The 20,869-nt window shown below is 69.7% G+C and carries 22 protein-coding genes; 9 read left to right on the top strand and 13 right to left on the bottom strand.

The genetic code is table 11. The features are described 5' to 3' along the window. The first annotated feature begins 175 nt into the window (after positions 1-175). The 3 genes from ACLQ2O_RS32245 to ACLQ2O_RS32235 are packed head-to-tail and all read left to right on the top strand — an operon-like array spanning position 176 to position 1,427. A complete protein-coding gene (locus ACLQ2O_RS32245) occupies positions 176-634 on the top strand; it encodes an SRPBCC family protein (RefSeq protein WP_425839109.1) in 459 nt (152 codons plus the stop codon). Continuing rightward, entirely contained in the window at positions 631-984 is a 354-nt protein-coding gene (locus tag ACLQ2O_RS32240; RefSeq protein WP_425839106.1) for an ArsR/SmtB family transcription factor, read from the top strand. Before ACLQ2O_RS32245 ends, ACLQ2O_RS32240 begins: the two co-directional genes overlap by 4 nt. Before the next feature lie 2 nt (positions 985-986). Further along, positions 987-1,427 (top strand): SRPBCC family protein, encoded by a 441-nt coding sequence (locus ACLQ2O_RS32235; protein ID WP_425839103.1) that lies wholly within the window; start codon positions 987-989, stop codon positions 1,425-1,427. Here the strand turns inward: ACLQ2O_RS32235 and ACLQ2O_RS32230 are convergent. Further along, complete coding sequence (locus ACLQ2O_RS32230; protein WP_425839100.1) at positions 1,424-2,416, bottom strand: IS481 family transposase; 993 nt, start codon at positions 2,414-2,416, stop codon at positions 1,424-1,426. The genes ACLQ2O_RS32235 and ACLQ2O_RS32230 overlap by 4 nt on opposite strands. 107 nt (positions 2,417-2,523) lie before the next feature. Continuing rightward, positions 2,524-2,949, bottom strand: a complete 426-nt coding sequence (locus ACLQ2O_RS32225) for a pyridoxamine 5'-phosphate oxidase family protein (RefSeq protein WP_425839097.1) — start codon at positions 2,947-2,949, stop codon at positions 2,524-2,526. 80 nt (positions 2,950-3,029) lie between these two features. Between ACLQ2O_RS32225 and ACLQ2O_RS32220 the strand changes: the two genes are divergently transcribed. Then, entirely contained in the window at positions 3,030-3,953 is a 924-nt protein-coding gene (locus ACLQ2O_RS32220) for a cupin domain-containing protein (protein ID WP_425839094.1), read from the top strand. A gap of 1,146 nt (positions 3,954-5,099) precedes the next feature. On the opposite strand, the gene ACLQ2O_RS32215 is transcribed toward ACLQ2O_RS32220, so the two are convergent. From ACLQ2O_RS32215 to ACLQ2O_RS32205, 3 genes are read right to left on the bottom strand one after another with little or no spacing between them, the layout of a single operon-like run. Continuing rightward, positions 5,100-6,329 (bottom strand): RNA polymerase sigma factor, encoded by a 1,230-nt coding sequence (locus tag ACLQ2O_RS32215; RefSeq protein WP_425839091.1) that lies wholly within the window; start codon positions 6,327-6,329, stop codon positions 5,100-5,102. A gap of 1 nt (position 6,330) precedes the next feature. Next, positions 6,331-6,693 (bottom strand): YciI family protein, encoded by a 363-nt coding sequence (locus tag ACLQ2O_RS32210; RefSeq protein WP_425839088.1) that lies wholly within the window; start codon positions 6,691-6,693, stop codon positions 6,331-6,333. A 16-nt stretch (positions 6,694-6,709) separates the two neighbouring features. Further along, the gene (locus ACLQ2O_RS32205; protein ID WP_425839085.1) at positions 6,710-7,333 is read right to left on the bottom strand and encodes a DUF998 domain-containing protein; all 624 of its coding nucleotides are present in this window, start codon (positions 7,331-7,333) and stop codon (positions 6,710-6,712) included. Positions 7,334-7,505: 172 nt separating this feature from the next. Between ACLQ2O_RS32205 and ACLQ2O_RS32200 the strand changes: the two genes are divergently transcribed. After that, positions 7,506-7,940, top strand: a complete 435-nt coding sequence (locus tag ACLQ2O_RS32200) for a hypothetical protein (protein WP_425839082.1) — start codon at positions 7,506-7,508, stop codon at positions 7,938-7,940. A 17-nt stretch (positions 7,941-7,957) separates the two neighbouring features. Here ACLQ2O_RS32200 and ACLQ2O_RS32195 read toward each other — a convergent pair whose 3' ends face one another. The 3 genes from ACLQ2O_RS32195 to ACLQ2O_RS32185 form a co-directional block, all read right to left on the bottom strand. Further along, positions 7,958-8,980: a glycosyltransferase family 2 protein gene (locus ACLQ2O_RS32195; RefSeq protein ID WP_425839131.1), complete on the bottom strand. Its 1,023-nt coding sequence runs from the start codon at positions 8,978-8,980 to the stop codon at positions 7,958-7,960. Positions 8,981-8,990: 10 nt separating this feature from the next. Next, a complete protein-coding gene (locus ACLQ2O_RS32190) occupies positions 8,991-10,478 on the bottom strand; it encodes an LCP family protein (protein WP_425839079.1) in 1,488 nt (495 codons plus the stop codon). 135 nt (positions 10,479-10,613) lie between these two features. Next, a complete protein-coding gene (locus ACLQ2O_RS32185) occupies positions 10,614-12,311 on the bottom strand; it encodes a hypothetical protein (RefSeq protein WP_425839076.1) in 1,698 nt (565 codons plus the stop codon). Between the two features lie 215 nt (positions 12,312-12,526). Here ACLQ2O_RS32185 and ACLQ2O_RS32180 point away from each other — a divergent pair, with 215 nt between their 5' ends. Continuing rightward, positions 12,527-13,378 carry a S1 family peptidase gene (locus ACLQ2O_RS32180; RefSeq protein WP_425839073.1) on the top strand — a complete coding sequence of 284 codons (852 nt, stop codon included), beginning with the start codon at positions 12,527-12,529 and terminating at the stop codon, positions 13,376-13,378. 55 nt (positions 13,379-13,433) lie between these two features. Beyond that, positions 13,434-15,503 carry a spermidine synthase gene (locus tag ACLQ2O_RS32175; RefSeq protein ID WP_425839070.1) on the top strand — a complete coding sequence of 690 codons (2,070 nt, stop codon included), beginning with the start codon at positions 13,434-13,436 and terminating at the stop codon, positions 15,501-15,503. A 65-nt stretch (positions 15,504-15,568) separates the two neighbouring features. Here ACLQ2O_RS32175 and ACLQ2O_RS32170 read toward each other — a convergent pair whose 3' ends face one another. The 4 genes from ACLQ2O_RS32170 to ACLQ2O_RS32155 form a co-directional block, all read right to left on the bottom strand. Beyond that, positions 15,569-16,408: a hypothetical protein gene (locus ACLQ2O_RS32170; RefSeq protein WP_425839067.1), complete on the bottom strand. Its 840-nt coding sequence runs from the start codon at positions 16,406-16,408 to the stop codon at positions 15,569-15,571. A 146-nt stretch (positions 16,409-16,554) separates the two neighbouring features. Then, entirely contained in the window at positions 16,555-17,136 is a 582-nt protein-coding gene (locus tag ACLQ2O_RS32165) for a hypothetical protein (protein WP_425839064.1), read from the bottom strand. A gap of 193 nt (positions 17,137-17,329) precedes the next feature. After that, complete coding sequence (locus tag ACLQ2O_RS32160) at positions 17,330-17,650, bottom strand: AzlD domain-containing protein (protein WP_425839061.1); 321 nt, start codon at positions 17,648-17,650, stop codon at positions 17,330-17,332. Beyond that, positions 17,650-18,330, bottom strand: coding sequence for an AzlC family ABC transporter permease (locus ACLQ2O_RS32155; protein ID WP_425839058.1), 681 nt, complete (start codon positions 18,328-18,330; stop codon positions 17,650-17,652). The genes ACLQ2O_RS32160 and ACLQ2O_RS32155 overlap by 1 nt, the downstream gene beginning before the upstream one ends. Positions 18,331-18,383: 53 nt before the next feature. Between ACLQ2O_RS32155 and ACLQ2O_RS32150 the strand changes: the two genes are divergently transcribed. Beyond that, positions 18,384-18,953 (top strand): helix-turn-helix domain-containing protein, encoded by a 570-nt coding sequence (locus ACLQ2O_RS32150; RefSeq protein ID WP_425839055.1) that lies wholly within the window; start codon positions 18,384-18,386, stop codon positions 18,951-18,953. A gap of 39 nt (positions 18,954-18,992) precedes the next feature. Here the strand turns inward: ACLQ2O_RS32150 and ACLQ2O_RS32145 are convergent, their stop codons facing one another. After that, positions 18,993-19,823 carry an SAM-dependent methyltransferase gene (locus ACLQ2O_RS32145; protein ID WP_425839052.1) on the bottom strand — a complete coding sequence of 277 codons (831 nt, stop codon included), beginning with the start codon at positions 19,821-19,823 and terminating at the stop codon, positions 18,993-18,995. Positions 19,824-20,029: 206 nt separating this feature from the next. Between ACLQ2O_RS32145 and ACLQ2O_RS32140 the strand changes: the two genes are divergently transcribed. Next, positions 20,030-20,863: a helix-turn-helix domain-containing protein gene (locus ACLQ2O_RS32140; protein WP_425839128.1), complete on the top strand. Its 834-nt coding sequence runs from the start codon at positions 20,030-20,032 to the stop codon at positions 20,861-20,863. Positions 20,864-20,869 lie beyond the last annotated feature (6 nt).

Genomic DNA, 20,869 nt, shown 5'->3' with positions numbered 1-20,869 from the left:
GAACTACGTCGATCCATACGAAAGCTCCCCAGGAGTCGGAACTGAATTTCTCAGTCCAACTTCTGGGGAGCAGTTCAGCGGACCCGGGGTTCTTCTTTGAGGGCTTGTGCAACCGATGGTTGCGTGACTACAGTGATGTGCAACCAAACGTTGCAGATCACCCAGGAGTCCTCTCATGGAGTACGGCACCCTCGAACGCGAGATCCACATCGACGCCAGCCCGGACGTGGTGTTCGACGTGGTCAGCAGCCCCGAGCACGTCCGCGAGTGGTGGCCCGACGAGGCCGACTACCCGCCGGCCCCCGGCGGCAGCGGCCGGATCGTCTTCGACCAGGGCACCGACGACCCGAAGGCCGTCGCGATCACCGTGGTCGAGGTCGAGAAGCCCCGGCTGTTCTCGTTCCGCTGGACCCACCCGGTCGGCGAGCCGGCCGCCACGGCCAACTCGCTGCTGGTCACCTTCGAGCTCGTCCCGGCCGGTTCCGGTACGACGCTCAAGCTGACCGAGACCGGCTTCCGCGAGCAGGGCTGGGAGGTCGCCGTACTGGAGGAGCAGTACCGCGACCACGAGAACGGCTGGGACTTCTTCCTCCCCCGGCTCGGCCAGTACGTCGACAAGCTGGCCGCGCGATGATCGACGACGACCTCTGGTCCGCGATCGGCGACCCGACCAGGCGCCGGATGCTCGACCTGCTGCTCACCAGCGGTCCCGGTACGGCGACCACCCTCAGCGAGCAGCTCCCCGTCACCCGCCAGGCCGTCGCCAAGCACCTCGGCGTCCTGGATCGGGTCGGCCTCGTCCACGTCGCCCCCGCGGGCCGCGAGATGCGCTACCAGGTCGACGACGCGCAACTGGCCAGGGCCGCGGCCCAGCTGGCCGACGTCGGCGCCACCTGGGACCGCCGCCTGCAGCGCATCAAGCGCCTCGCCGAAACCCTTCAGAAGAAGTCCGAATCCGTACCACCGAAGAAGAAGGAGCACTGACCATGCCCGACATCCTGCACCGCATCGCCACCAGGTCCACGACCGCGGACGACGTCCTGCCGGCCCTCACCACCATCGACGGCCTGGCCTCGTGGTGGACCACCGACACCGAGGGCGACGCGTCGGTCGACGGGGTGATCAAGTTCCGGTTCATCCCGGGTGGGTTCGACATGAGGGTCGTCGAAATCAAGCCCGACCGGGTCCGCTGGGAGGTCGCCGAAGGCCCCGAGGAGTGGCTGGGCACGACGATCACCTTCGACCTGAAGCAGGACGGCGAGCACACCGTCGTGCTGTTCGCCCACGAGGGCTGGAAGGAGCCGGTCGAGTTCATGAACCACTGCTCGACCAAGTGGGCGTCGTACCTGCTGAGCCTCAAGGACTACGTCGAGACCGGCAAGGGCGCACCCTCGCCGGACGACGTGCAGATCAGCAACTGGCACTAGATGTACTGACCTGTGAGGTTGGTGACGCGGGTGGCTGGTGGTTGGCCGCCGAGTGCGGTGTGGCCGCGGTGGTGATTGTAGGTGTGGAGCCAGGTGGTGAGGGTGGCGCGTCGTTCGGTTTCGGATTGGTAGGGGTGGGCGTAGGCCCATTCTTCGAGCAGGGTGCGGTTGAAGCGTTCGACTTTGCCGTTGGTTTGCGGCCGGTAGGGCCGGGTGCGTTTGTGGGTGATCCCGGCCTCGGACAGGGTTTGTGCCCACAGGCGTGACTTGTAGCAGCTGCCGTTGTCGGTGAGGACTCGTTTGATGGTGATGCCGTGGCTGGTGAAGAAGCGTTGGGCGCGTTGCCAGAACGCGGCGGCGGTTTCTTTGCGTTCGTCGGGCAGGACTTCGGAGTAGGCGAGGCGGGAGTGGTCGTCGACGGCGTTGTGGACGTAGCTGTAGCCGATGTGGCTGTTGCCGTTGCGGTCGCGGGTCTTGCCGGCGGTGCGGGTGCGGTGGCGTTGCCCGGCCTGGCGGCCGACAGTTCGGTGGCCGCCGCCGTCGGGGATGTTGCCGAGCTTTTTGATGTCGACGTGGACCAGGTCGCCGGGTGCGTCGTGTTCGTAGCGGCGGATCACTCGCCCGGTCGCGCGGTCCAGGTGTGTCAACCGGGTGAGGTTGTAGCGGCGCAGGATCCGGTGCACTGTCGACGGGTTCAGCCCGAGCAGGTACGAGATCCGCGCCGGCCCCCACCGGCGCATCACCCGCACCTTGACCACACGCCGCTCGGTGCGCGTCGGGGTACGTCCCGGGCTGCGGTGCGGGCGGCTGGATCGATCCACCATCCCCGCCGCGCCCTGAACCCGGTAACGCCCGGCCCAGCGCTTGGCCGTGGTCGGCGAGACCTGGAACCGCTCAGCCGCCCGCCGCAACGGCCAGCCCTCGTCCACGACACAACGAGCAAGCCTCAACCGACCCAACTCAGACAACGGGGCATTACGGTGGGACACGAAGACCTCCGACGGTGAACTGCGTTTGCTTGGCAGCTCGCACTTCACCCGGAGGTCTTCCCCATGTCAGCACGCCACGCCGTCACCAACGTCCGTGGTCAGTACAACTAGATCGCGAGGCGGCGGACGCTCTCCGGGTGGATCACGACGCGGAGGTTGTCGATGGTCAGCATCTGGGCGAGCTGGTCCGCGCGCGCCTGGTCGTTGAGGTCCCAGTAACGGCCCGCCATCCGCGCGGTCAGTTCCTGGGCGCCTTCGGAATCGATCGTGGTGCTGCCGGCGACCGACACCCAGTGCTCGCGCTCCCCCACCGGGGACGCGACCACGAACGTCGCGCGCGGGTCGCGGCGCAAGCGGCGGACCTTCAGCGCGTCCGGCTCCGTCGTGAGCTGGATCTTCCCGTCGGCCGTGGCCTCGAACCACACCGGCCGGGGCTGTGACGGCTGCGGCCCACCGGCCACCGTCAGGAACCCGTACAGGGGGCGTCCGAGGAACTCGAGATCCTCGGCGGTCAGCTGCTTGTCGTTGCTCATGCCCCGATTCAACGCCGTCGGCTCGGACGAATCTATGGGTGAGACTCCGGATCACCTGCGTGATCGTCTAGCCTGACGGGATGGACGCCTTCGCTGATCTGTTCCGGGGCGTACGGGCCCAGGGGTCGCTGTTCGGCAGCACGGCCCTGACCGCGCCGTGGTCGCTGGTGTTCGTCGACGGCGCCCCGCTGACGCTGTGCACCGTGCTTGAGGGGACCGGCGGGTGGATCGTCCAGGACGGCCGCCCGCCCGAGCACCTCGCGGTCGGCGAGACGGTGATCGTCCGTGGTCCCGCGCCGTTCGGGTTCGTCGACGAGCTCGGGACCGCGGCCGAGCCGATCGAGTGTGGCGAGGAGTGCGCGCGGCCGGAGCTCGGGGGGACGTTGCACCGGCTCGGCTGGCACGACGACGGGCCGGCCGGTGCGACCACGCTGATCGTCGGCGCCTACCCGGTCCGAGGGGAGATCGGCCGCCGGCTGCTGGACGCGGTGCCCGACGTGTTGCGGGTCGAGCTCGGCGGTACGGCGGACGCCGTACGGGATCTGCTGGCGGCCGAGGTCGCGATCGACGCTCCGGGGCAGCAGGTCGTGCTGGATCGTCTGCTGGACTGGATGCTGGTGTGCGCACTGCGCGAGTGGTTCGACCGGCCCGGTGGCAGACCGCCGGCTTGGTACGCCGCCCACCGCGATCCCGTGGTCGGCCACGCGCTGCGGCTGCTGCACGCCGAGCCGGCGGCGCCGTGGACGGTCTCGTCGATCGCCGACCGGACCGGGGTGTCGCGAGCGACGCTGGCGAAACGGTTCGCCGATCTGGTCGGTGAACCGCCGCTGACCTACCTCACGAGCTGGCGCATGACGCTCGCGGCCGACCTCCTGGCCGAGCGCGAGGCCGCGACCGTCGCCGAGATCGCCCGCGCCGTCGGCTACTCGGACGCCTTCGGCTTCAGCGCCGCCTTCAAACGCACCCGAGGTGTCAGCCCCACCGAGTTCCGCCGGATCGCCTAGCTGTCGCCGGCACGTTCTTTCGCCACTGCCCCGTTGTTTCGACGACTGACCCGTTGTTCGACGACTGACGCGTTGTTCGACGACTGACGCGTTGTTCGGCGACTGACGCGATCCATCGCGTCAGTGGTGAAACAACGAGTCAGTCAACTAGATGTGCGGCCAGGACATCGGCGACCCCGCACCGCCCACGCGCTCCCTTCCCCTCCAGTTTGTGCACCGGCCAGTCGCAACAGTTCCACTTTGTGCACCCACCAGCCGTCCGGACGCCACGAATGTGGCCGACTGGTGCACAAAGTCCCGCGAGCACGCGGGGCGCGGCGGGCGCGGGCGCGCGGCGTGAGCGGGCGCGGGGCCGGGCCGCGGCGCGGGGCGTGAGCGGGCGCGAGCGCGAGCGCGGGCGCGGCGTGAGCGGGGCGCGGGGCGTGAGCGGGCGCGGGCGCGCGGCGTGAGCGGGCTCGGGGCCGGGGCGCGGGGCGGGCGCGGGCGCGAGCGCGGGGGCGCGGCGTGAGCGGGCGCGGGGCCGGGGCGTGAGCGGGCGCGGGCGCGAGCGCGGGGGCGGGGCGCGGCGTGAGCGGGCGCGGGGCCGGGCGCGGGGCGTGAGCGGGCGCGAGCGCGAGCGCGGGGCGCGGCGTGAGCGGGGCGCGGGGCGTGAGCGGGCGCGGGCGCGCGGCGTGAGCGGGCTCGGGGCCGGGGCGTGAGCGGGCGCGGGCGCGGGGCCGGGGCGTGAGCGTGAGCGGACGCGGGCGCGGGCGCCGGGGGCGCGGGACGTGAGCGGGCGCGGGCCGGCGCCGGCGCGAGCGCGGGCGCGGGGGCGCGGGACGTGAGCGGGCGCGGGCCGGCGCGGGCGCGAGCGCGGCCCGGTGGCTGGCGCCGGCGGCCGGTCGACTTTGTGCACCAACCAGCCGTTTGAGGGGCCTGGAGATGGCTGGCTCGTGCACAAAGTGGCGAAAAGGGCCGGCGGGTTTCAGGCAGCAGGTGGTGCCCGACAGTCGCGTGGTGGCACGACGGGGCGAGGGCCGAGGCCGGAGGCGGGGGCGGGGCGGGGCGGGGCGGGTGCGGGTGCGGGTGCGGGTGCGGGTGCGGGTGCGGGTGCGGGTGCGGGTGCGGGTGCGGGGGCGGGGTTGCCTATCTGGCGGCCGAGTGCAGCTAGAGGCTGCGGGCCCGGTTGAGGAGGTAGCGGCGTTCGACCTCGTTGGTGGTCAGGCCGGCGGCCGTGAGGTAGGCCGCGCGGGCCTCGGCCGGCTTGCCGGTGGACTCCAGGAGATGAGCCCGTACGGCGGCTGCTCGGTGCTGCACCAGCGGATCCTCGGCCAGCTGGTGAGTCCGATTGAGCTCGTCGAGCAGGGCCAGCGCTCGTTGCGGCCCGAACGCCTTGGAGACGGCGACCACGCGGCTGAGGCGGATCGGGGCGGTGGGGGCAAGGCGTTCCAGCCAGAGGTAGAGCGCGGCGATCTGCGGCCAGTCGGTCTCGGCAGCTTTCGCCGATTGCGCGTGGATCGCGGCGATCGCCGCCTGGAGTTGGTACGGACCAACGGCGCGTCGCGTCCAGGCAGCCTCGATCAGGGCGGCACCCTCGCCGATCTGGGCCTGGTCCCAGCGCGAACGATCCTGGTCCTCCAGTTGCACGAGTTCGTTGGTGTCGTCGGCTCGCGTCGTACGGCGTGAGTCGGTCAGCAGCATCAGAGCGAGCAGGCCGGTGACCTCGCCGTCGTCAGGCAGCAGCCGGTGCAGCATCCGCGTCAGCCGGATCGCCTCGGCCGACAGGTCCGTCCGAGCGAGCCGGTCGCCACCGGTCGCCGTGTAGCCCTCGTTGAAGATCAGGTAGAGCACGTGCATGACGGCCGCGATCCGCTCGTCGTGCTCGTCGGTCGGCGCGGTGAACCGGGCGCCGCTGTCCTTGAGCGTCTGCTTGGCCCGGCTGATCCGGGTCGACATCGACCGCTCGGCCGCGCCGTACGCGCGGGCGATCTCCGCGGTCGTCAGGCCGCCGACCGCACGCAGGGTCAGCGCGACCTGCGACGGCGGCGAGAGCGCGGGATGGCAGCACAGGAAGAGCAGCAGGAGACCGTCGTCCTGGTCGGCGACCCGCGGCGCGGGACCGGCCGGGTCGACGATCGCCGGATCGGCCTGGGCGACCTCCTGCTCACGCCGGCGGGCCGCCTGCTCGGAGCGCAGCAGGTCGACCATCCGCCGGTACCCGACCCGGATCAGCCAGCTCCGCGGGTCGTCCGGGATCCCCTCCTCGGGCCACCGGCGGCTCGCGACCAGCAGGGCCTCCTGCGTCGCGTCCTCGGCGGTGTCGAAGCGGCTGAACCGCCGTACGAGGGCACCCAGTACCTGCGGCGCCTCCGCACGCAGCAGCTCCTCGATCTCCATCTCAGGCAGCGAAGTCGTCGCCCATGATCGGCCGGATCTCCATCGGCTCGCCCAGGACGTCGACCATCCGCGTCACGATGTCGGTGGCCCGCTCGAGGCTCACGCAGTCGATCACCGCGAAGCTCGCCAGCACCTCCTTCAGCTCCGCGAACGGCCCGTCGGTCGCGACGACTCCGGCCGCGGTCTTCCGCACGGTCGTCGTCACGACCGGGTGCCCGAGCCCCTCGCTGGTGACGAACTCGCCGGTCTCCCGCAGCTCCTTCTCGAACTCCTGGTACGCCGCCAACGCCTCCTCCGAGGGCGCGTCGGCGCTGTCGCCGTCCCAGCTGTCCGCCGGGGTGTAGCTCAGCAGCAGGAACTTCATCTCGTTCTCCCGTTGGTCATCGGCGCCGCAGCTGTACGGCGTACACGGTGGTCCAGGTGAAGGCCACCGCCCCAGTCAATGCGATCTGCACACTCGCCCCGGTCGGCGACACGGGGATCAGCATCACCAACGCGACCACCCCGTGCCCGACGGCCGCCCGGACGTCCCGGCGCCGGACCGCGTCGACGACCAGCACGATGCACGCGACCGCGAGCGCGACGAAGCCGGTCGCCGCACCGGCCGAGTGCACGACGCTGTGCCAGGACATCTCGACCTCACCGGCGGGAGCACCGACCGGGAAGCCGTTCTGCGGGTCCATTCGGAACAGCCCGGCGACCACGAACCCGGCACCGAACAGGCCGAGGAACAACGGCACCGTACGACGGCCGGCGCCCTCGGTGATCAGCCGGCGACGGGCGATCGCGAGCGCGATCACGCCCAGTCCGGTGAGCACGAAACTGATCATCTGGATCCAGCCGAGTGATCCGGTGGCCAGCTGACTGATCGGGTGGACGCTCAGGTCGAAGCCGTCGCGGGTCAGCATCTGGGCGATTGCGACGGTGTAGAAGAGCGGCCCGGCGAGCGCGGCGACGGTCAGCAGCGGGCGGGTGATCGGCCGGGTGGTGGTGGATGTCGTCATCTGGTGCTCCTCGGGTCGGTGCTGTCACCGCTACCTCGTCGCCGGGACACCGGCTTCAACACCGACTGTGAGTGATCCAGGTCACAGCGCTGCGGATGTTGAAACCACGGCAGCGGCTCCGAGGTGGCGATGAGTGCGAGCAAGGGCCCGCACCGATCCAGAGGAGACAGCGATGACCGAGTACGACGTGACGCCCGCCCCCACCGCCGGCCTGAAGGCGCTCGACCGGCTCGTCGGTGAGTGGACCGTGACCGGCGGCGCGGAGGGCGTCGTCAAGTACGAGTGGATGGAGGGCGGCTACTTCCTGATCCAGACCGTCGAGCTCGAGCAGTACGGCCAGCAGGTCACCGGAACGGAGTTCATCGGCAACCTGCGCCCGTTCGGCGAGCCGGCCAGCGCCGACGTGCACTCGCGGTTCTACGACTCGATGGGCAACACGCTCGACTACACCTACGAGCTGGACGGCGACAAGCTGACCATCTGGGGTGGACCGAAGGGCAGCCCGGCGTACTTCGAGGGCACGTTCACCGACGGCGACCAGGTGATGGCCGGCAACTGGGTCTACCCCGGCGGTGGCGGCTACGAGTCCACGATGACGCGCCGCTGACGCCGTACGTCAGAGAGTCAGGCCGGGCCCGGTGTGGTGAGCGCCGGGCCGGCCGGCTTCTCCTGGAGGCCGACGATGAAGCCGAGGCCCCACGAGACGTGCATCGTGGCGATCACGGCCGGCAGCCAGAAGAGCGCCTTCCACGGAAGGTAGCGGCCTTCCATCGCGGAGCCGGCGATGATGGCCAGCGCGTAGCCGAGCGGGATGATGAAGCCCAGGTCGAGGATCGCGCTGCCGACGATCAGGCCGACGATGCCGAGGATCAGCCCGACGGCGAGCAGGCCGACGGCGACCGGCGGAGCCAGGTACCGCTTGCTCGCGGTCTCGGGGTGCCGGCGGATCACCTCGCGCCGCCACTGGCCGGTGTGGAAGAACTGCTTCGCGACGGCCGACAGCGACGAGCGCGGGCGGTACGTCACCGACAGGTCCGGGCTGAACCAGATCAGCCCACCGGTCTTGCGGATCCGGTAGTTCAGCTCCCAGTCCTGGGCGCGGTGCATCGACTCGTCGAAGCCGCCGACCCGCTCGAGCGCCGTCCGCTTGAACACGCCCAGGTACACGGTGTCGGCCGGTCCGGCCTTGCCACCTTGGTGGAACGTCGAGGCACCGAGCCCGAGCCGGGACCGGTACGCGCAGGCGACGGCCATCTCGAACGGCGTCCGCCCCTCGGCCGCCATCACGCCGCCGACGTTGTCCGCGCCGCTCTCGTCCAGCACCTCGACCGCGCGCGTGATGTAGCCCTGCGTGAGGACGCCGTGCCCGTCGACGCGGACGACGATGTCGTGCCGGGCGTGCGCGATGCCGACGTTCAGCCCGGCCGGCGTCTTGCCGGTCGGGTTCGGAACGATCGTGATCCGGGAGTCGGCCGCGGCCAGCCGGGCCGCGATCTCCTCGGTCCGGTCCTTGCCCGGCCCGATCGCGAGCACGACCTCCAGCTCGCCGGGGTACTCCTGGTCGAGAACGCGGCCGACCGCCTCCTCGAGGTGGCGTTCCTCGTTCAGCACGGGCATCACGACGGAGACCGGGGGCCAGTTGGACAGCATCTTCAGGTCAGGCCTTACAGACTTGTGCGACGTCGTCGACGTCGGTGGATGGCTTGGACGGGGTCTTGCCGGGCGAGCTCGGCTTCTTCGTAGGAGACACGCTACTCGGTGTGTCCGACTTCTTACCGTCCCCGTCGTCGGATCCCTTGTCCAGTGCCTCGGACTTGCCCACCGCCTCGGCGACCTTCGTCCGAACCAGCGCGAAGTCCGGGTCACCGGTCTTGATCAACGGAGGGACCGGCGAGAAGGATGACACCGGAAGCTTCTTGGAGTCCAGCGCGAGATCGGTGAAGGTGCCCAGCTCACCGGACGGGATGTTGGTCTGCACCACCTCTTTGCTGGCCGAGGCGATGCCCTGGAACTTGGTCAGCACCTTCTGCGGCGAGAGCTGGTTGAGCATCGCGGTCATCACGCACTTCTGCCGGGTCATCCGTTCGTAGTCGCTGGCCCCGGCCCGGGACCGCGCGAACCACATCGCATGGTACCCGTCGAGGTGCTGGTCCTTGCCCGGTTTGATGTAGCCCTTGATCGGACCACCGATGCCGCCGATCGGGACCTTCTTGCCCACGTCGACGGTGATCCCGCCGACCGCGTCGAGCAGGTGCTGGAAGCCGGCGATGTCGATCAGCACGTAGTAGTTGACCTTCAGCCCGGTCAGTCCCTCGACCGCCTGCTGGGTCGCCATCAGTCCCGGCTCCTTCACGCCCGGGAAGTGCTGTTTGTGGCCCATCGCCCAGGTGTAGACGCCGTTCAGGTAGCAGTCGTGGCCGCAGCCGTCCCACTCGAAGCCGTTCGGGAACTGCTTGGCCATCTCGGTCCCGGCCGGGAACGGCACCTTCGCCATGTTGCGCGGCAGGCCGATCAGTACGGTCCGGCCGGTGTCGGCGTCGATGCTGGCCAGCGTCAGACTGTCCGGCCGTACGCCGATCCGGTTGGCCCCGGAGTCCCCGCCGAGCAGCAGCACGTTGTAGCGGCCCTTGTCCGCCTTGGACTTCTCGCCGTTGCCGAACACGCTGGCGACGAAGTCACGCTGCGCCGACACGATCGTGCTGCCCCAGATCAGCGCGCCGACCACCACGAGCACCAGCACGCCGTCCACGATGCTCGCGGTCAGGCGGTGGTTGCGTTCCAGCGTGAGCGGCCGGCCGAGCCGGTAGGCGTCGACGAACAGCGCGGCCCACCCGACGGCGAGCAGGACCAGCAGCACCTGCACGATCCGCAGCGTGGTCGGCGACACGATGATGTTGATCGTTCCCGACCGCCACACCAGCGACAGCAGCACCAGGAACACGATGATCGCGACGATTCCCGCGATCACCCGCCAGGCGGCCCGGCCGGCCTTCTTGCTGCCCGCCACGATCTGCGCGGACCCGGGCAGGACCAGCGTCATCAGCAACAGCGTCAGCGCCCGCTTGAAACGCACGGGTTCGCTGAGGTTGCTCAGCTCCGGCTTGTCCTGCCGCACGACGTCCACCTCCTGTTCCCCCCAGGCCATTTCGTAGGTCTCTTCGTACGACGTACGCGGCGGGAGGATGGTTCGAGCTGGGCGGATTCCGAGACGGAGGGTAACAGCCTGACCGCACAACGAAGGCGCCGACCTGCGGGGGTCGACGCCTTCGTAACGTAGATCTCAGCGCAGCCCGTACGCGTCCAGCACGGTCTGCTCGATCGCGTTGCCGGCCGAGTCGCTCGCCTTGGCCCGCAAGGAGATCGTCGCCCCCGGCGGGGTCGCGGCGACCGCGACGTACCCGTTGCCCTGCGTGACAACGGTCGCGCTCCGCCACGTCTTGCCCTGGTCACCGGAGATCTCCACCACCGGCTTGCCCAGCGTGCCGACGGTCGCTCCCGGCTGCGGCGTCACGGTGAACGGCAGCCGCGTGATCGGCGTCCGCCGCACGTCGTTGGTCAGGTCGACCGCCGGCTGGAAACCGATCGACCACAGCGGCAGGTTCTCGCCCTCGGTGCTCGCTGTGTCCGAAGCAAAGGTCCAGACCGCCTTCACCTGCGTCGATCGACGCGCCGCGGCGTTCCGGACGACCTCGCTCTCCAGCCGGTACGACGCCTTGCCGGCCTTGACCTCCACGCCACGCCCGAGTCGCCCGGGGCCGGCGAACTCGGCCACCAGAACGCCGTCGCGGTAGAGCCTGGTCGCGCCCTTGGTATCCATTCCCCAGGAGGCGTGGCCGGCCGTGTCGTCGTACAGGCCGAACTCGGCTCTGATGAGGTTGTCGTACCGGACCGCCGAGCCTTCCCTCACCGCCGGCGCGAGAACCGCCTTGTTCCACGGCGTTGTGTAGGTCCGGCCGGGCTGCGCCGTACGGCTGGACCTCCCGTTCTGCGCGGTGACCAGAGTGCTGTCCATGCTCGCGTTGTCCCGCTCCTGGAACTGCTCGAGCACCTCGGTGCCGGGCTCGACGTACTCGGTGACAGTGCGGGCTCCCGCTCCGGCGTACCCCCTGCTCCAGTGGAAGCGCATCTCCGGCGCCAGCACGGTCACCCCCTTGTCGGTGGTGTTCCCAGGGCCGGTGGTGAACAGCCGGGACTCGAACGGGACCAGACTCTTCGGCTGCACCACGCGGTCGAACCCGGTGAAGAACGTGCCCCGGACGGTGTCCATCGTGGTGTAGGTGATCGGCGTCTCCGTGAAGTCCCCGGTGCTGTCGGGCACGGCCCACTGGGTCATCACGCTCGAGATCACCTCGTCGGCCGGAAGCGCCGGCCCGATCTGGGCGGCGTACAGCGGGGTGAGCGTGTCGGCCCAGGTGTCGAACCACAGCGCCGATCCGTCGTCGGCGCGACGGGAGAAGTACAGCGCGACCATCGACGAGGCGACGGTGCCGTCCTCGACCCGGACCTTGAACGGCTTGGCCTGGCGGGAGTCGAGCACAACGGCCGTGGGGGCGGTCAGGTCGAGCAGCGGCTGGACCAGGACGCTCGTCGTCGAGCCGGTGGGGACGAAGCTGACCACGACGTACCTGCCCGGCGGGAGGTCGACCGTGGCCTCGCCGGTGCCGACGTCGACGGCGCCGTTGATGGTGCCGTCGAGGCTGGCGACGGTGGTCCGTGCGCCGGGAGCGAGTACGCCGGTGCGATCGAGGTGCCTGAGGGTCAGCGGGACCGTGGCGTCCTTGGAGCGGTTGGTGAGGGCTTTGGGGGTCGCGGTCGGGTCGAGCCGTTTCCCGGCGGGCCGTCCCGGGACCTCGATCCGGACCGCTTGCTGGGGTTCGGCGTACGCCGGACCGGGCGGCGGTGCGGCAGTGGCCGTCGTACCGGTGAGTGGGAGGAGCGTCAGGGCGAGCAGGACGATCAGTCGTTTTCGTGAACGCATAACTGTGGGTGTCCGCTCGGGCCGTGGATGGTTGCCGGTGCGGAGGGAAACCCCTGCAACCGCCCCTGGATCAGCAGGTTTCACGGGTTTGTGATGGTTTCGGTGGCGGGTCTTCGGATACGAAGAGTTCCAAGGCCACTACGCCCTGTCTGCAACCGCCCCCTGTCTGCCATCAACTCTGTGTAGACACCCGTGAGGACAAAGGATCACCGCCCATGAAACTCGTCCGTTCAGTTCTCGTGTCCGCTCTCGCCTGCAGCGCCGTGCTGCTCGGGGGCAGCCAGGCCCGCGCGATCGAAGCCGCCGAACCGTCCGCCGCGCCGGGTGCCGACTACACCGGGATCGCCGCGCTCAGCAACTGCTCCGCCTCGCTGGTCCGGTACGCCGAGTCGGCCGGTACCGACAAGGCGATGGTGCTCACCAACGGGCACTGCTACGAGGGCGGATTCCTCAACCCAGGCGTCGTTCTGGTCAACCGTGCCTCGACCCGCTCGATCACGCTGCTCAAGCCGAACGCCAGCAACGCCGGCACCGTGCGCGCGAGCCGGATCCTCTACGGCACGATGACCAAGACCGACATGATCGTGTACGAGGTGAACGAGACGTACGACGCGATCAAGACCCGTCTCAACGTCACGCCGCTCACGCTCGCCAAGCAGGGTCCGGCCAACGGCGCCGGCATGGCCGTTGTGTCCGGCTACTGGAAGCGGATCTACACCTGCTCGGTGCAGTCCACGATTCCCGAGCTCCGCGAGGGCGACTGGACCTGGAAGAGCTCGATCAAGTACCTGCAGCCGGGCTGCGAGACGATCGGTGGCACCTCGGGCTCACCGGTGGTGAGCACCAGCACCGGTGAGGTGATCGGCGTCAACAACACCGGCAACGAGGACGGCGCCCGCTGCACGGTGAACAACCCGTGCGAGGTGGATGCGGCGGGCAACGTCACCGTCGACCAGGGCGCGGCGTACGGCCAGCAGACCTGGTGGCTCTACACCTGCCTGACCACCTCCCGCACGATCGACCTGAACAAGTCGGGCTGCCAGTTGGCGAAACCGGCACGCCGGTAGTCCAATTTCGTACGAGGGGTGACGTACGCCACTGTGATGGGTAAGGTCGCGGCCCATGGCAGTCGACTCGTCAACCCCTCGTACGACCGAACCCCCGCAGTGGCAGAGTCCGATCGGGGTCAAACCCCGGTTGGTTGCCGCCAGCGCGCTGATGCTGTTCCTGGAGCTCGCGCTGATCCGCTGGACCGGCTCGAACGTGGTTCACCTCAGCTACTTCTCCAACTTCGTGCTGCTCGGCTCGTTCCTCGGCATCGGGATCGGCATTCTGCGGGCCGGCAAGGCCAAGCGGTTGCCGTACTACTCGCCGATCATGCTCGGCCTGCTGGTGCTGGTGATCGCGTGGAAGCCGGTGACCGTCAACCGGTCCGGCGACAGCGTCATCTACTTCACCAGCCTGGACACCACCGGGCCGCCGGTCTGGGTGATCCTGCCGATCATCTTCATCGCCGCGGCCGTCGTACTGGCCGGACCGGCGGAACTGGTCGGGCGGTGCTTCACCGAACTGCCGCGCCTGACGGCGTACCGGTACGACCTGATCGGCAGCCTGACCGGCATCGTGTCGTTCACGCTGCTGTCGTTCCTCGGCGCGCCGCCGATCTGGTGGGGGCTGATCGTCACCATCGGGTTCCTGGCGCTGATGGTGCCGGGCAAGAAGGCGACCGCGGCCGCGCTGAGCGGCGCGCTGGTGGCGACCCCGCTGCTGGTGATGCTCGGCGTGCTGCTGCACGAGTCGACCCGGCCGGAGAACAGCTGGTCGCCGTACTACAAGGTGCAGACCTCCTCCTCGACGTACGAGGGCACGCCGCTGCTGACGATCAACGTGAACGGCGTACCGCACCAGCAGGCGATCCCGGCCGAGCAGCGGCTGCAGTGGGAGCCGCAGTACGGGCTGCCGTACGAGCGCGCCGCGAAGAAGAACCCGGAGAACGTGCTGATCATCGGCGCCGGCTCCGGCACCGACGTGGCCGTTGCCCTGCGCAACGGTGCGAAGCACGTCGACGCGGTCGAGATCGACCCGCGGCTGCGCGACATCGGCCGCGAGCAGCACCCGGACCACCCGTACCAGGACCCGCGCGTCACCTCGCACATCGACGACGGACGGGCGTTCCTGTCCCGGACCGACAAGAAGTACGACCTGATCCTGCTCGCACTGCCGGACTCGCTGACGCTGGTGAACGGCGCGAGCTCGCTGCGGCTGGAGAGCTACCTGTTCACCGAGCAGGCGTTCAAGAGCGCGCAGGAGCACCTGGCGCCGGGTGGCGCGTTCGCGATGTACAACTACTACCGCGAGACCTGGCTGATCGACCGGCTCGCCTTGACCGCGCAGAAGGCGTTCGGGCACAAGCCGTGCGTCGACAAGGTCGGCGACGACCTGCAGCAGGCCGTCGTCACGGTCGGCCTCACCGACGCCGACCAGACGTGCGAGTCGGAGTGGGCCGGTGCGACCGCGGACACGCCGCCGCCGGCGACGGACAACCGGCCGTTCCTGTACCTGTTCACGGACCGGATCCCGCCGCTGTACCTGATCACGATCGCGCTGATCCTGGTCGCCGGCCTGATCGGCGTGGGGATCGCGGGCGGCGGTTCGTCGTACCGGCGGATGCGGCCGTACGCCGACCTGTTCCTGCTCGGCGCGGGCTTCATGCTGCTGGAGACCAAGTCCATCACCGGCTTCGCACTGCTCTTCGGTACGACGTGGGTGGTCAACGCGATCGTCTTCGCCGGCGTCCTGGTCGCCGTACTGGCCGCCGTCGAAGTCACCAGACGCTTCAAGACTCCACCCCTGAAGGTCATGTACGTCGTCTTGTTCGGCGGTCTGCTGCTGAGCTGGGTCTTCCCCGACAGCTGGCTCCTCGGCATGCCGCTCGGCCTGCGCGCGATCGTGGCGGTCCTGATCGCGTTCCTCCCGATCTTCGCCGCGAACGTGATCTTCGCCAAGCGCTTCACCGACACCGCCGACGGCACCGCCAGCTTCGGCGCCAACCTCCTCGGCGCCCTCCTCGGCGGCTGCCTCGAGTACGCGGCCCTGCTGATCGGCTTCGACGGCCTGATCGTCATCGCCGCCCTGCTCTACATCGGAGCCTTCCTGCTCCGCCCGAAAGCAGTCGCGGGAGTGGGTTCGTAGCCCGGCCCTGAACTGAAAGAGCTCGACCACCACCTGGTGGTCGAGCTCTTTTCAGTTCGTACGGACTAGCTCCGCGGCGGGGCCGGGTAGTCGGGGTCTACGCCGTCGGTTTCGGCCGGCGGGGCGGGGTAGTCCGGGTCCACGCCGTCCGTTTCCGCGGGCGGGGCCGGGTAGTCCGGGTCGACGCCGTCGGTGCCGCCGCCCGCCGGGGCCGGGTGGGGGGCAGGGTAGTCGGGGTCCACACCGTCGTTGCCGGTGCCGGGGCCGTGGGGCTGGTCGGCGGGCGGGACCGGGTAGTCCGGGTCCACACCGTTCTGCCCGAAGGTCGGGAACGTGTTGGCCTGGGTGGGCGGGTTGTTCGGGCCGGATTGAGCCATGGTTGCCTTTCTCGCGCGGCGGCGGCGGACGTTGTCGACGATGATCAGCACGATGCCGATCAGGAAGAGCAGCACGAACGAGCCGATCGCCAGCAGCACCGACCCCACGAAGGAGGCGAGTGCGAGCTTCGGGCCGGCGTAGAAGGTACCGGCGGTGCCGGCGGTGTCGCAGTCGACCACGACCTCCTGGGCCGGCACCTTGCGGACCGACTGGGCGACGACGTACCAGGTGTCGCCGTTCAGGGAGATCTGCTGCGAACCGTTCACCCGTTCCATCGGGATGTCGGCGCCGGAGGCATCCTTCGCCGTACAGGGTGGGATCAGGGTCGGCACGGTCGAGTAGACCGTCAGCCCCTCGTCGGTCAGCCGCACAGTTCCACCGTCGACCCGGGTCGGGACCTTCGGCACGTTCTGCACCACGCGGACCGCGAAGATCCCGCTCAGCACCAGCCCGAGGACGAAGCAACCGACAGCGATCCACGTGAGTGTCCGCTTCGGCGCCACAGGTCGCCCGGAGTAGCTCGTCATACCCCGCACGCTAACCCGCCAGAGGATCCCGCCGGCCCGATCTGCCCGAAAGGGCGACGCAGGCTGCGGTGCGTGGAACAGGCGCTGCGCTGGGTGAGCGAACTGACGCCCGGCGTCCTGCAGGACCGGCTGGAGCGGTACCTGGCTCAGGTGTCCTGAGGCCGCTGGTCCTGCGGGGGCGCAGGGAAGGTGTTGCCGCCTCGGAAGGTGTTGAACGTGGTGCTGGGCCGACGGCGCCGGCGGTCGATGGTGAGCAGGAGCACGCCCAGCACGACGAACCCCACGCCCGAGAAGACCGTGCCGAGGATCGACAGCGTGAAGGCCAGCACGCCCGACCGCGGGCCGACGCCGTACGTCAGGTCGAGGTCGTAGTCCCCCGGGCAGCTGACGACGACGGTCTGCGGCGGGACCTTCTCGACCGACCGGGCGACGACGTACCAGGTCGTGCCGTTCAGCGTGATGCTCTCGGTGCCGGCCGGCCGCTTCAGGGCGATGTCCGCGTCGTTCTCGTCCCGTGCGAAGCAGGTCGACCCCTCGAGCGGCAACGACGCGTAGATGGTCAGCCCGTCACGCTTCAGCTCCACCGGTCCGTCGTTCAGGTCGGCCGGCTGCCGCGGCGCCGTCTCGACGATCCGCCAGGCGAAGAACCCGGTCAGCAGCAGCCCGATCGCGAACGCGCCGATCGCGAACCACGTCATCATCCCGCGCGGCCCGCGCTGACTCGTCATGCGCGGAAGACTAGGGCGTGTCTCCTAATTCCCGCCGTAGCGAGCAGGTGCTCGGTGCGGTAGCTCGGAGTGCTGGAGTGAAGCCCTCGATGTTTTTCCATCGTGGGCTTTGCTCCAGTGCTCCGAGGTGCCGTGCCGAGCACCTGCTCGCTACGGCGGGAATTAGGAGACACGCCCTAGTGGCCGCGGCGGCTCAGGGCACGCCGAGAAGGCGGAGTCCCGCGGCAGTGGCCGCGGCGGCGACCACGACCAGCACGAAGGGCGCTCGGCGCCAGGCGAGGATGCCACCGACCAGTACGCCGAGAGGCCGCGCGACACCGGCGTGCGTGTGCCCGGCCGTGAGCGCGGCAGTCGCGATCAGCGCGGCGAGCAGGACGACGGCCGCCGCGGAGAGCAGTTGCTGGACGCGGTCGGAGAGCTCGAACCGGGCGCGCATCAGCGGACCCGCGATCCGCAGCGAAAAGGTGCCTACGGCAAGGATCAGGATCGCGACCAGGAGCAGGGCGTTGTCCATCAGGCGGGTTCCAGAGTCTTGATCGGGCGGTAGAAGAGCAGGCCGGCCAGCGCCAGCAGGACCGGCAGACCGGCGGGCAGGAACGGCGTCGCCGCGAGCGCGACGACCGAGCCGACCAGTGCCGCCGTACGGGTTGCCTTGTCCTTCAGCGCGGGCAGCACCAGCGCGAGCAGTACGGCGGGGAACGCCGCGTCCAGCCCGAACGCGTCCGTGTCCGTGATCACCGACCCGGCGAGCGCGCCGGCCACCACCCCGACGTTCCAGCTGACGAAGATCCCGATCCCGCACAGCCAGTACGCCGCGCGCTTGTGCCGCAGCTCCTCCTGGCCGAGCGCGAACGCGACGTTCTCGTCGGTCATCAGGTGACTGCCGGCGGCCCGGCGCCAGCCGCCGCCGAGCACGTCGCTGACCGCGAGCCCGAACGCGACGTGCCGGCTGTTCACCAGCAGCCCGGCGATGGTCGCCGCGATCGGCGAGCCGCCGGCGGCGACGATCCCGACGAACAGGAACTGCGACGCCCCCGCGAACACCAGCAGCGACATCGCCACCGGCACCCACAGGCTGAGTCCGCCGCCGACGCTGATCGCGCCGTACGAGAGGCCGACGACACTGTCGGCGAGGCAGACCAGTGCGATGTCGCGGGCCAGGCCCGGGTCGAGTGTTCGCCAGATCGAACGCATGGGTTTTATGATGAACAGAGCACAGGCGTTCGTCAAGTCGAACGCATGGACCGATGGAGCGAACACTGATGGACAGCAAGGCACCACTCGACGTGATCGCGGGCTCGTTGCGCCGGGAACGCGCCCGGACCGGGCTGTCGCTGAGCGAGGTCGCCAAACGGGCCGGCGTCGCGAAGTCCACGCTGTCGCAGCTGGAGTCGGGCACCGGCAACCCCAGCGTCGAGACGCTGTGGGCGCTCTGCGTGGCGCTGGAGATCCAGTTCGGCGACCTGATCGACCCGCCGCGACCGAAGGTCCAGGTGATCCGGGCCGGCGAGGGCCCGGCGATCCGCTCCGAGAAGGCCGACTACAGCGCGACGCTGGTCGCGTCCTGCCCGCCGAACGCGCGGCGCGACATCTACCGGCTGACGATCGAGCCCGGCCCCGGCCGCGACTCGGAGCCGCACATGCCGGGCACGATCGAGCACGTCGTGCTGGGCACCGGCCGGGCGCTCATCGGTCTCAGCACCGAGCCGGTCGAGCTCACCCCGGGCGACTACATCGCCTACCCGGGAGACCTCCCGCACGTGTTCCGCGCGCTGGAGCCGGGCACCACCCTCGTCCTGGTGTCCGAGACGGCCTGATGGTTGCCCCGAGCAACAGTTGGTACGCCGTACCGGCGGTCAGACCTTGCGGCCGACGCCGCCGGCGATGCACTCCTCGACCTGGTTCAGCGGCTTGACCCGCGGCCCGTCCGGCCACCAGTCGTCGCACAGCACCAGACCGGGCTCGACCAGCTCCTGGTCGGGGAACATCGCGCGGATCTGGTCGTAGGAGCGGAACACCCCGCTGCCCATCGGGCTGTGGGTGAACTTGTCCTCCATCGCCCGCGCGATCGCCGAGTGCTCGGGGGTCTGCGGGTCGTAGAAGTGCGCGACCACCGAGTACGACCCCGGGACCAGGGCATCCAGGTAGGTCTTCATCAGCCCCGGGCCGTCGTCGCCCAGGTAGTGGTGAAGGGTGCCGTTGTGGATCAGGGCGATCGGCTGGTCGAAGTCGAGGAAGTCCTTCACCTGCGGCTCGGCCAGCACCTTCTCCGGCTCGAAGATGTCCGCGCTGAGGAACAGGGTCTGGTCGTTCTCCTCCAGCAGCGCGCGCCCGTGCGCGAGCACCACCGGGTCGTTGTCGATGTACAAGACCTTCGCGCTCGGCTGCAGCCGCTGCACGATCTGGTGGGTGTTCTCCGCGGTGGGCAGACCGGAACCGCAGTCCAGGTACTGCGTGATGCCGGCCTGGCTGGCCAGGAAGCGGCAGGCGCGGATCAGGAAGTTGCGGTTCGACCAGGCCAGGTCGTTCACCTGGGGGGCCACCGTCGCGACCTGCCGCAACACCTCGCGGTCGATCTCGAAGTTGTCCTTGCCGTTCAGCGCCGCGTCGTACACGCGGGCGATGCTGGCCCGGGTGGTGTCCACACCGACCGGGACGGAGCTGGGAGCCTTGGTGGCATCGGACATGCGGCGACCTCACAGGGGAAGGTTCGGCTGAAGCTCCGAGCTTTCCACAATGCACCCGAAATATCACGCCGAGTAGCGAGTCCGGACTCCCCTTGGCCGTGCCGGACGTGCAAAGATCGGCGGGCACGTCGCGGGAGAGTCGATCAGGGAGGGTCGCGGTGACCGAGGAGCAGGGCGCACCGGGTGGCCCGACAGCCCTGCGGATCATGCTCGGAGCCCACCTGCGCCGGATGCGCGAGGACGCCGGGATCAGCCGCGGCGACGCCGGCTGGGCGATCCGCGGGTCGGAGTCCAAGATCAGCCGGCTCGAGCTCGGCAAGGTCGGTTTCAAGCCGCGCGACGTCGACGACCTGCTGACGCTGTACCGGATGAACGACATCGAGGAGCGCGAACGGCTGCTCGACCTCGCCCAGCAGGCGAACAACCCCGGCTGGTGGCAGCGCTACGACGACGTCACCCCGAACTGGTTCCACGCCTACCTCGGCCTCGAGGTCGCGGCGGACATGATCCGGACGTTCGAGTCGCAGTACGTCCCGGGCCTGCTGCAGACCGCCGACTACGCCCGCGCGGTCACCCAGCTCGGGCATAGCGAGGCGCCGCTGCCGCAGGCCGAGGTCGAGCGCCTTGTCACGTTGCGGGTCGAGCGTCAGGCGATCCTGACCCGCTCGCTGCGGCCCCTGCGCCTGTGGGCCGTGCTCGACGAGTCGGTCCTGCGCCGCGGGGTCGGCGTTCCCGGCGTACTGCGTGATCAGCTCGAGCACCTGGTCGAGATGTCCCGCCGCTCCAACATCACGCTGCAGGTGATCCGCTTCGACAAGGGCCTGTACGCCGCGACCGGCGGCGCGTTCAGCATCCTGCGCTTCGCCGAGGCCGACCTGCCCGACGTCGTCTACATCGAGCACCTCACCAGCGCGGTCTACCTCGACAAGCGCGAGGACCTCGACAAGTACGTCGTCACGATGGACGCCCTGTCGATCGCCGCCGGCACGCCGCGGGAGACCGAGGAGCTACTGAAGGAGATCCTGAAGACCACCGAGTGAGCCAGT

The sequence above is a fragment of the Kribbella sp. DT2 genome, from assembly GCF_049844575.1.
Taxonomy (GTDB): Bacteria; Actinomycetota; Actinomycetes; order Propionibacteriales; family Kribbellaceae; genus Kribbella.
This window is presented reverse-complemented; position numbering and strand designations above follow the sequence as displayed.

Coding starts and splice junctions, on each gene's coding strand:
- ACLQ2O_RS32240 (WP_425839106.1), top strand. CDS start 631: ATGATCGACGACGACCTCTGGTCCGCGATCGGCGACCCGACCAGGCGC.
- ACLQ2O_RS32150 (WP_425839055.1), top strand. CDS start 18,384: ATGGAGCGAACACTGATGGACAGCAAGGCACCACTCGACGTGATCGCG.
- ACLQ2O_RS32165 (WP_425839064.1), bottom strand. CDS start 17,136: ATGACGAGTCAGCGCGGGCCGCGCGGGATGATGACGTGGTTCGCGATC.
- ACLQ2O_RS32185 (WP_425839076.1), bottom strand. CDS start 12,311: ATGCGTTCACGAAAACGACTGATCGTCCTGCTCGCCCTGACGCTCCTC.
- ACLQ2O_RS32225 (WP_425839097.1), bottom strand. CDS start 2,949: ATGAGCAACGACAAGCAGCTGACCGCCGAGGATCTCGAGTTCCTCGGA.
- ACLQ2O_RS32215 (WP_425839091.1), bottom strand. CDS start 6,329: ATGGAGATCGAGGAGCTGCTGCGTGCGGAGGCGCCGCAGGTACTGGGT.
- ACLQ2O_RS32205 (WP_425839085.1), bottom strand. CDS start 7,333: ATGACGACATCCACCACCACCCGGCCGATCACCCGCCCGCTGCTGACC.
- ACLQ2O_RS32180 (WP_425839073.1), top strand. CDS start 12,527: ATGAAACTCGTCCGTTCAGTTCTCGTGTCCGCTCTCGCCTGCAGCGCC.
- ACLQ2O_RS32245 (WP_425839109.1), top strand. CDS start 176: ATGGAGTACGGCACCCTCGAACGCGAGATCCACATCGACGCCAGCCCG.
- ACLQ2O_RS32170 (WP_425839067.1), bottom strand. CDS start 16,408: ATGACGAGCTACTCCGGGCGACCTGTGGCGCCGAAGCGGACACTCACG.
- ACLQ2O_RS32210 (WP_425839088.1), bottom strand. CDS start 6,693: ATGAAGTTCCTGCTGCTGAGCTACACCCCGGCGGACAGCTGGGACGGC.
- ACLQ2O_RS32235 (WP_425839103.1), top strand. CDS start 987: ATGCCCGACATCCTGCACCGCATCGCCACCAGGTCCACGACCGCGGAC.
- ACLQ2O_RS32220 (WP_425839094.1), top strand. CDS start 3,030: ATGGACGCCTTCGCTGATCTGTTCCGGGGCGTACGGGCCCAGGGGTCG.
- ACLQ2O_RS32160 (WP_425839061.1), bottom strand. CDS start 17,650: ATGGACAACGCCCTGCTCCTGGTCGCGATCCTGATCCTTGCCGTAGGC.
- ACLQ2O_RS32145 (WP_425839052.1), bottom strand. CDS start 19,823: ATGTCCGATGCCACCAAGGCTCCCAGCTCCGTCCCGGTCGGTGTGGAC.
- ACLQ2O_RS32200 (WP_425839082.1), top strand. CDS start 7,506: ATGACCGAGTACGACGTGACGCCCGCCCCCACCGCCGGCCTGAAGGCG.
- ACLQ2O_RS32175 (WP_425839070.1), top strand. CDS start 13,434: ATGGCAGTCGACTCGTCAACCCCTCGTACGACCGAACCCCCGCAGTGG.
- ACLQ2O_RS32155 (WP_425839058.1), bottom strand. CDS start 18,330: ATGCGTTCGATCTGGCGAACACTCGACCCGGGCCTGGCCCGCGACATC.
- ACLQ2O_RS32140 (WP_425839128.1), top strand. CDS start 20,030: ATGCTCGGAGCCCACCTGCGCCGGATGCGCGAGGACGCCGGGATCAGC.
- ACLQ2O_RS32190 (WP_425839079.1), bottom strand. CDS start 10,478: ATGGCCTGGGGGGAACAGGAGGTGGACGTCGTGCGGCAGGACAAGCCG.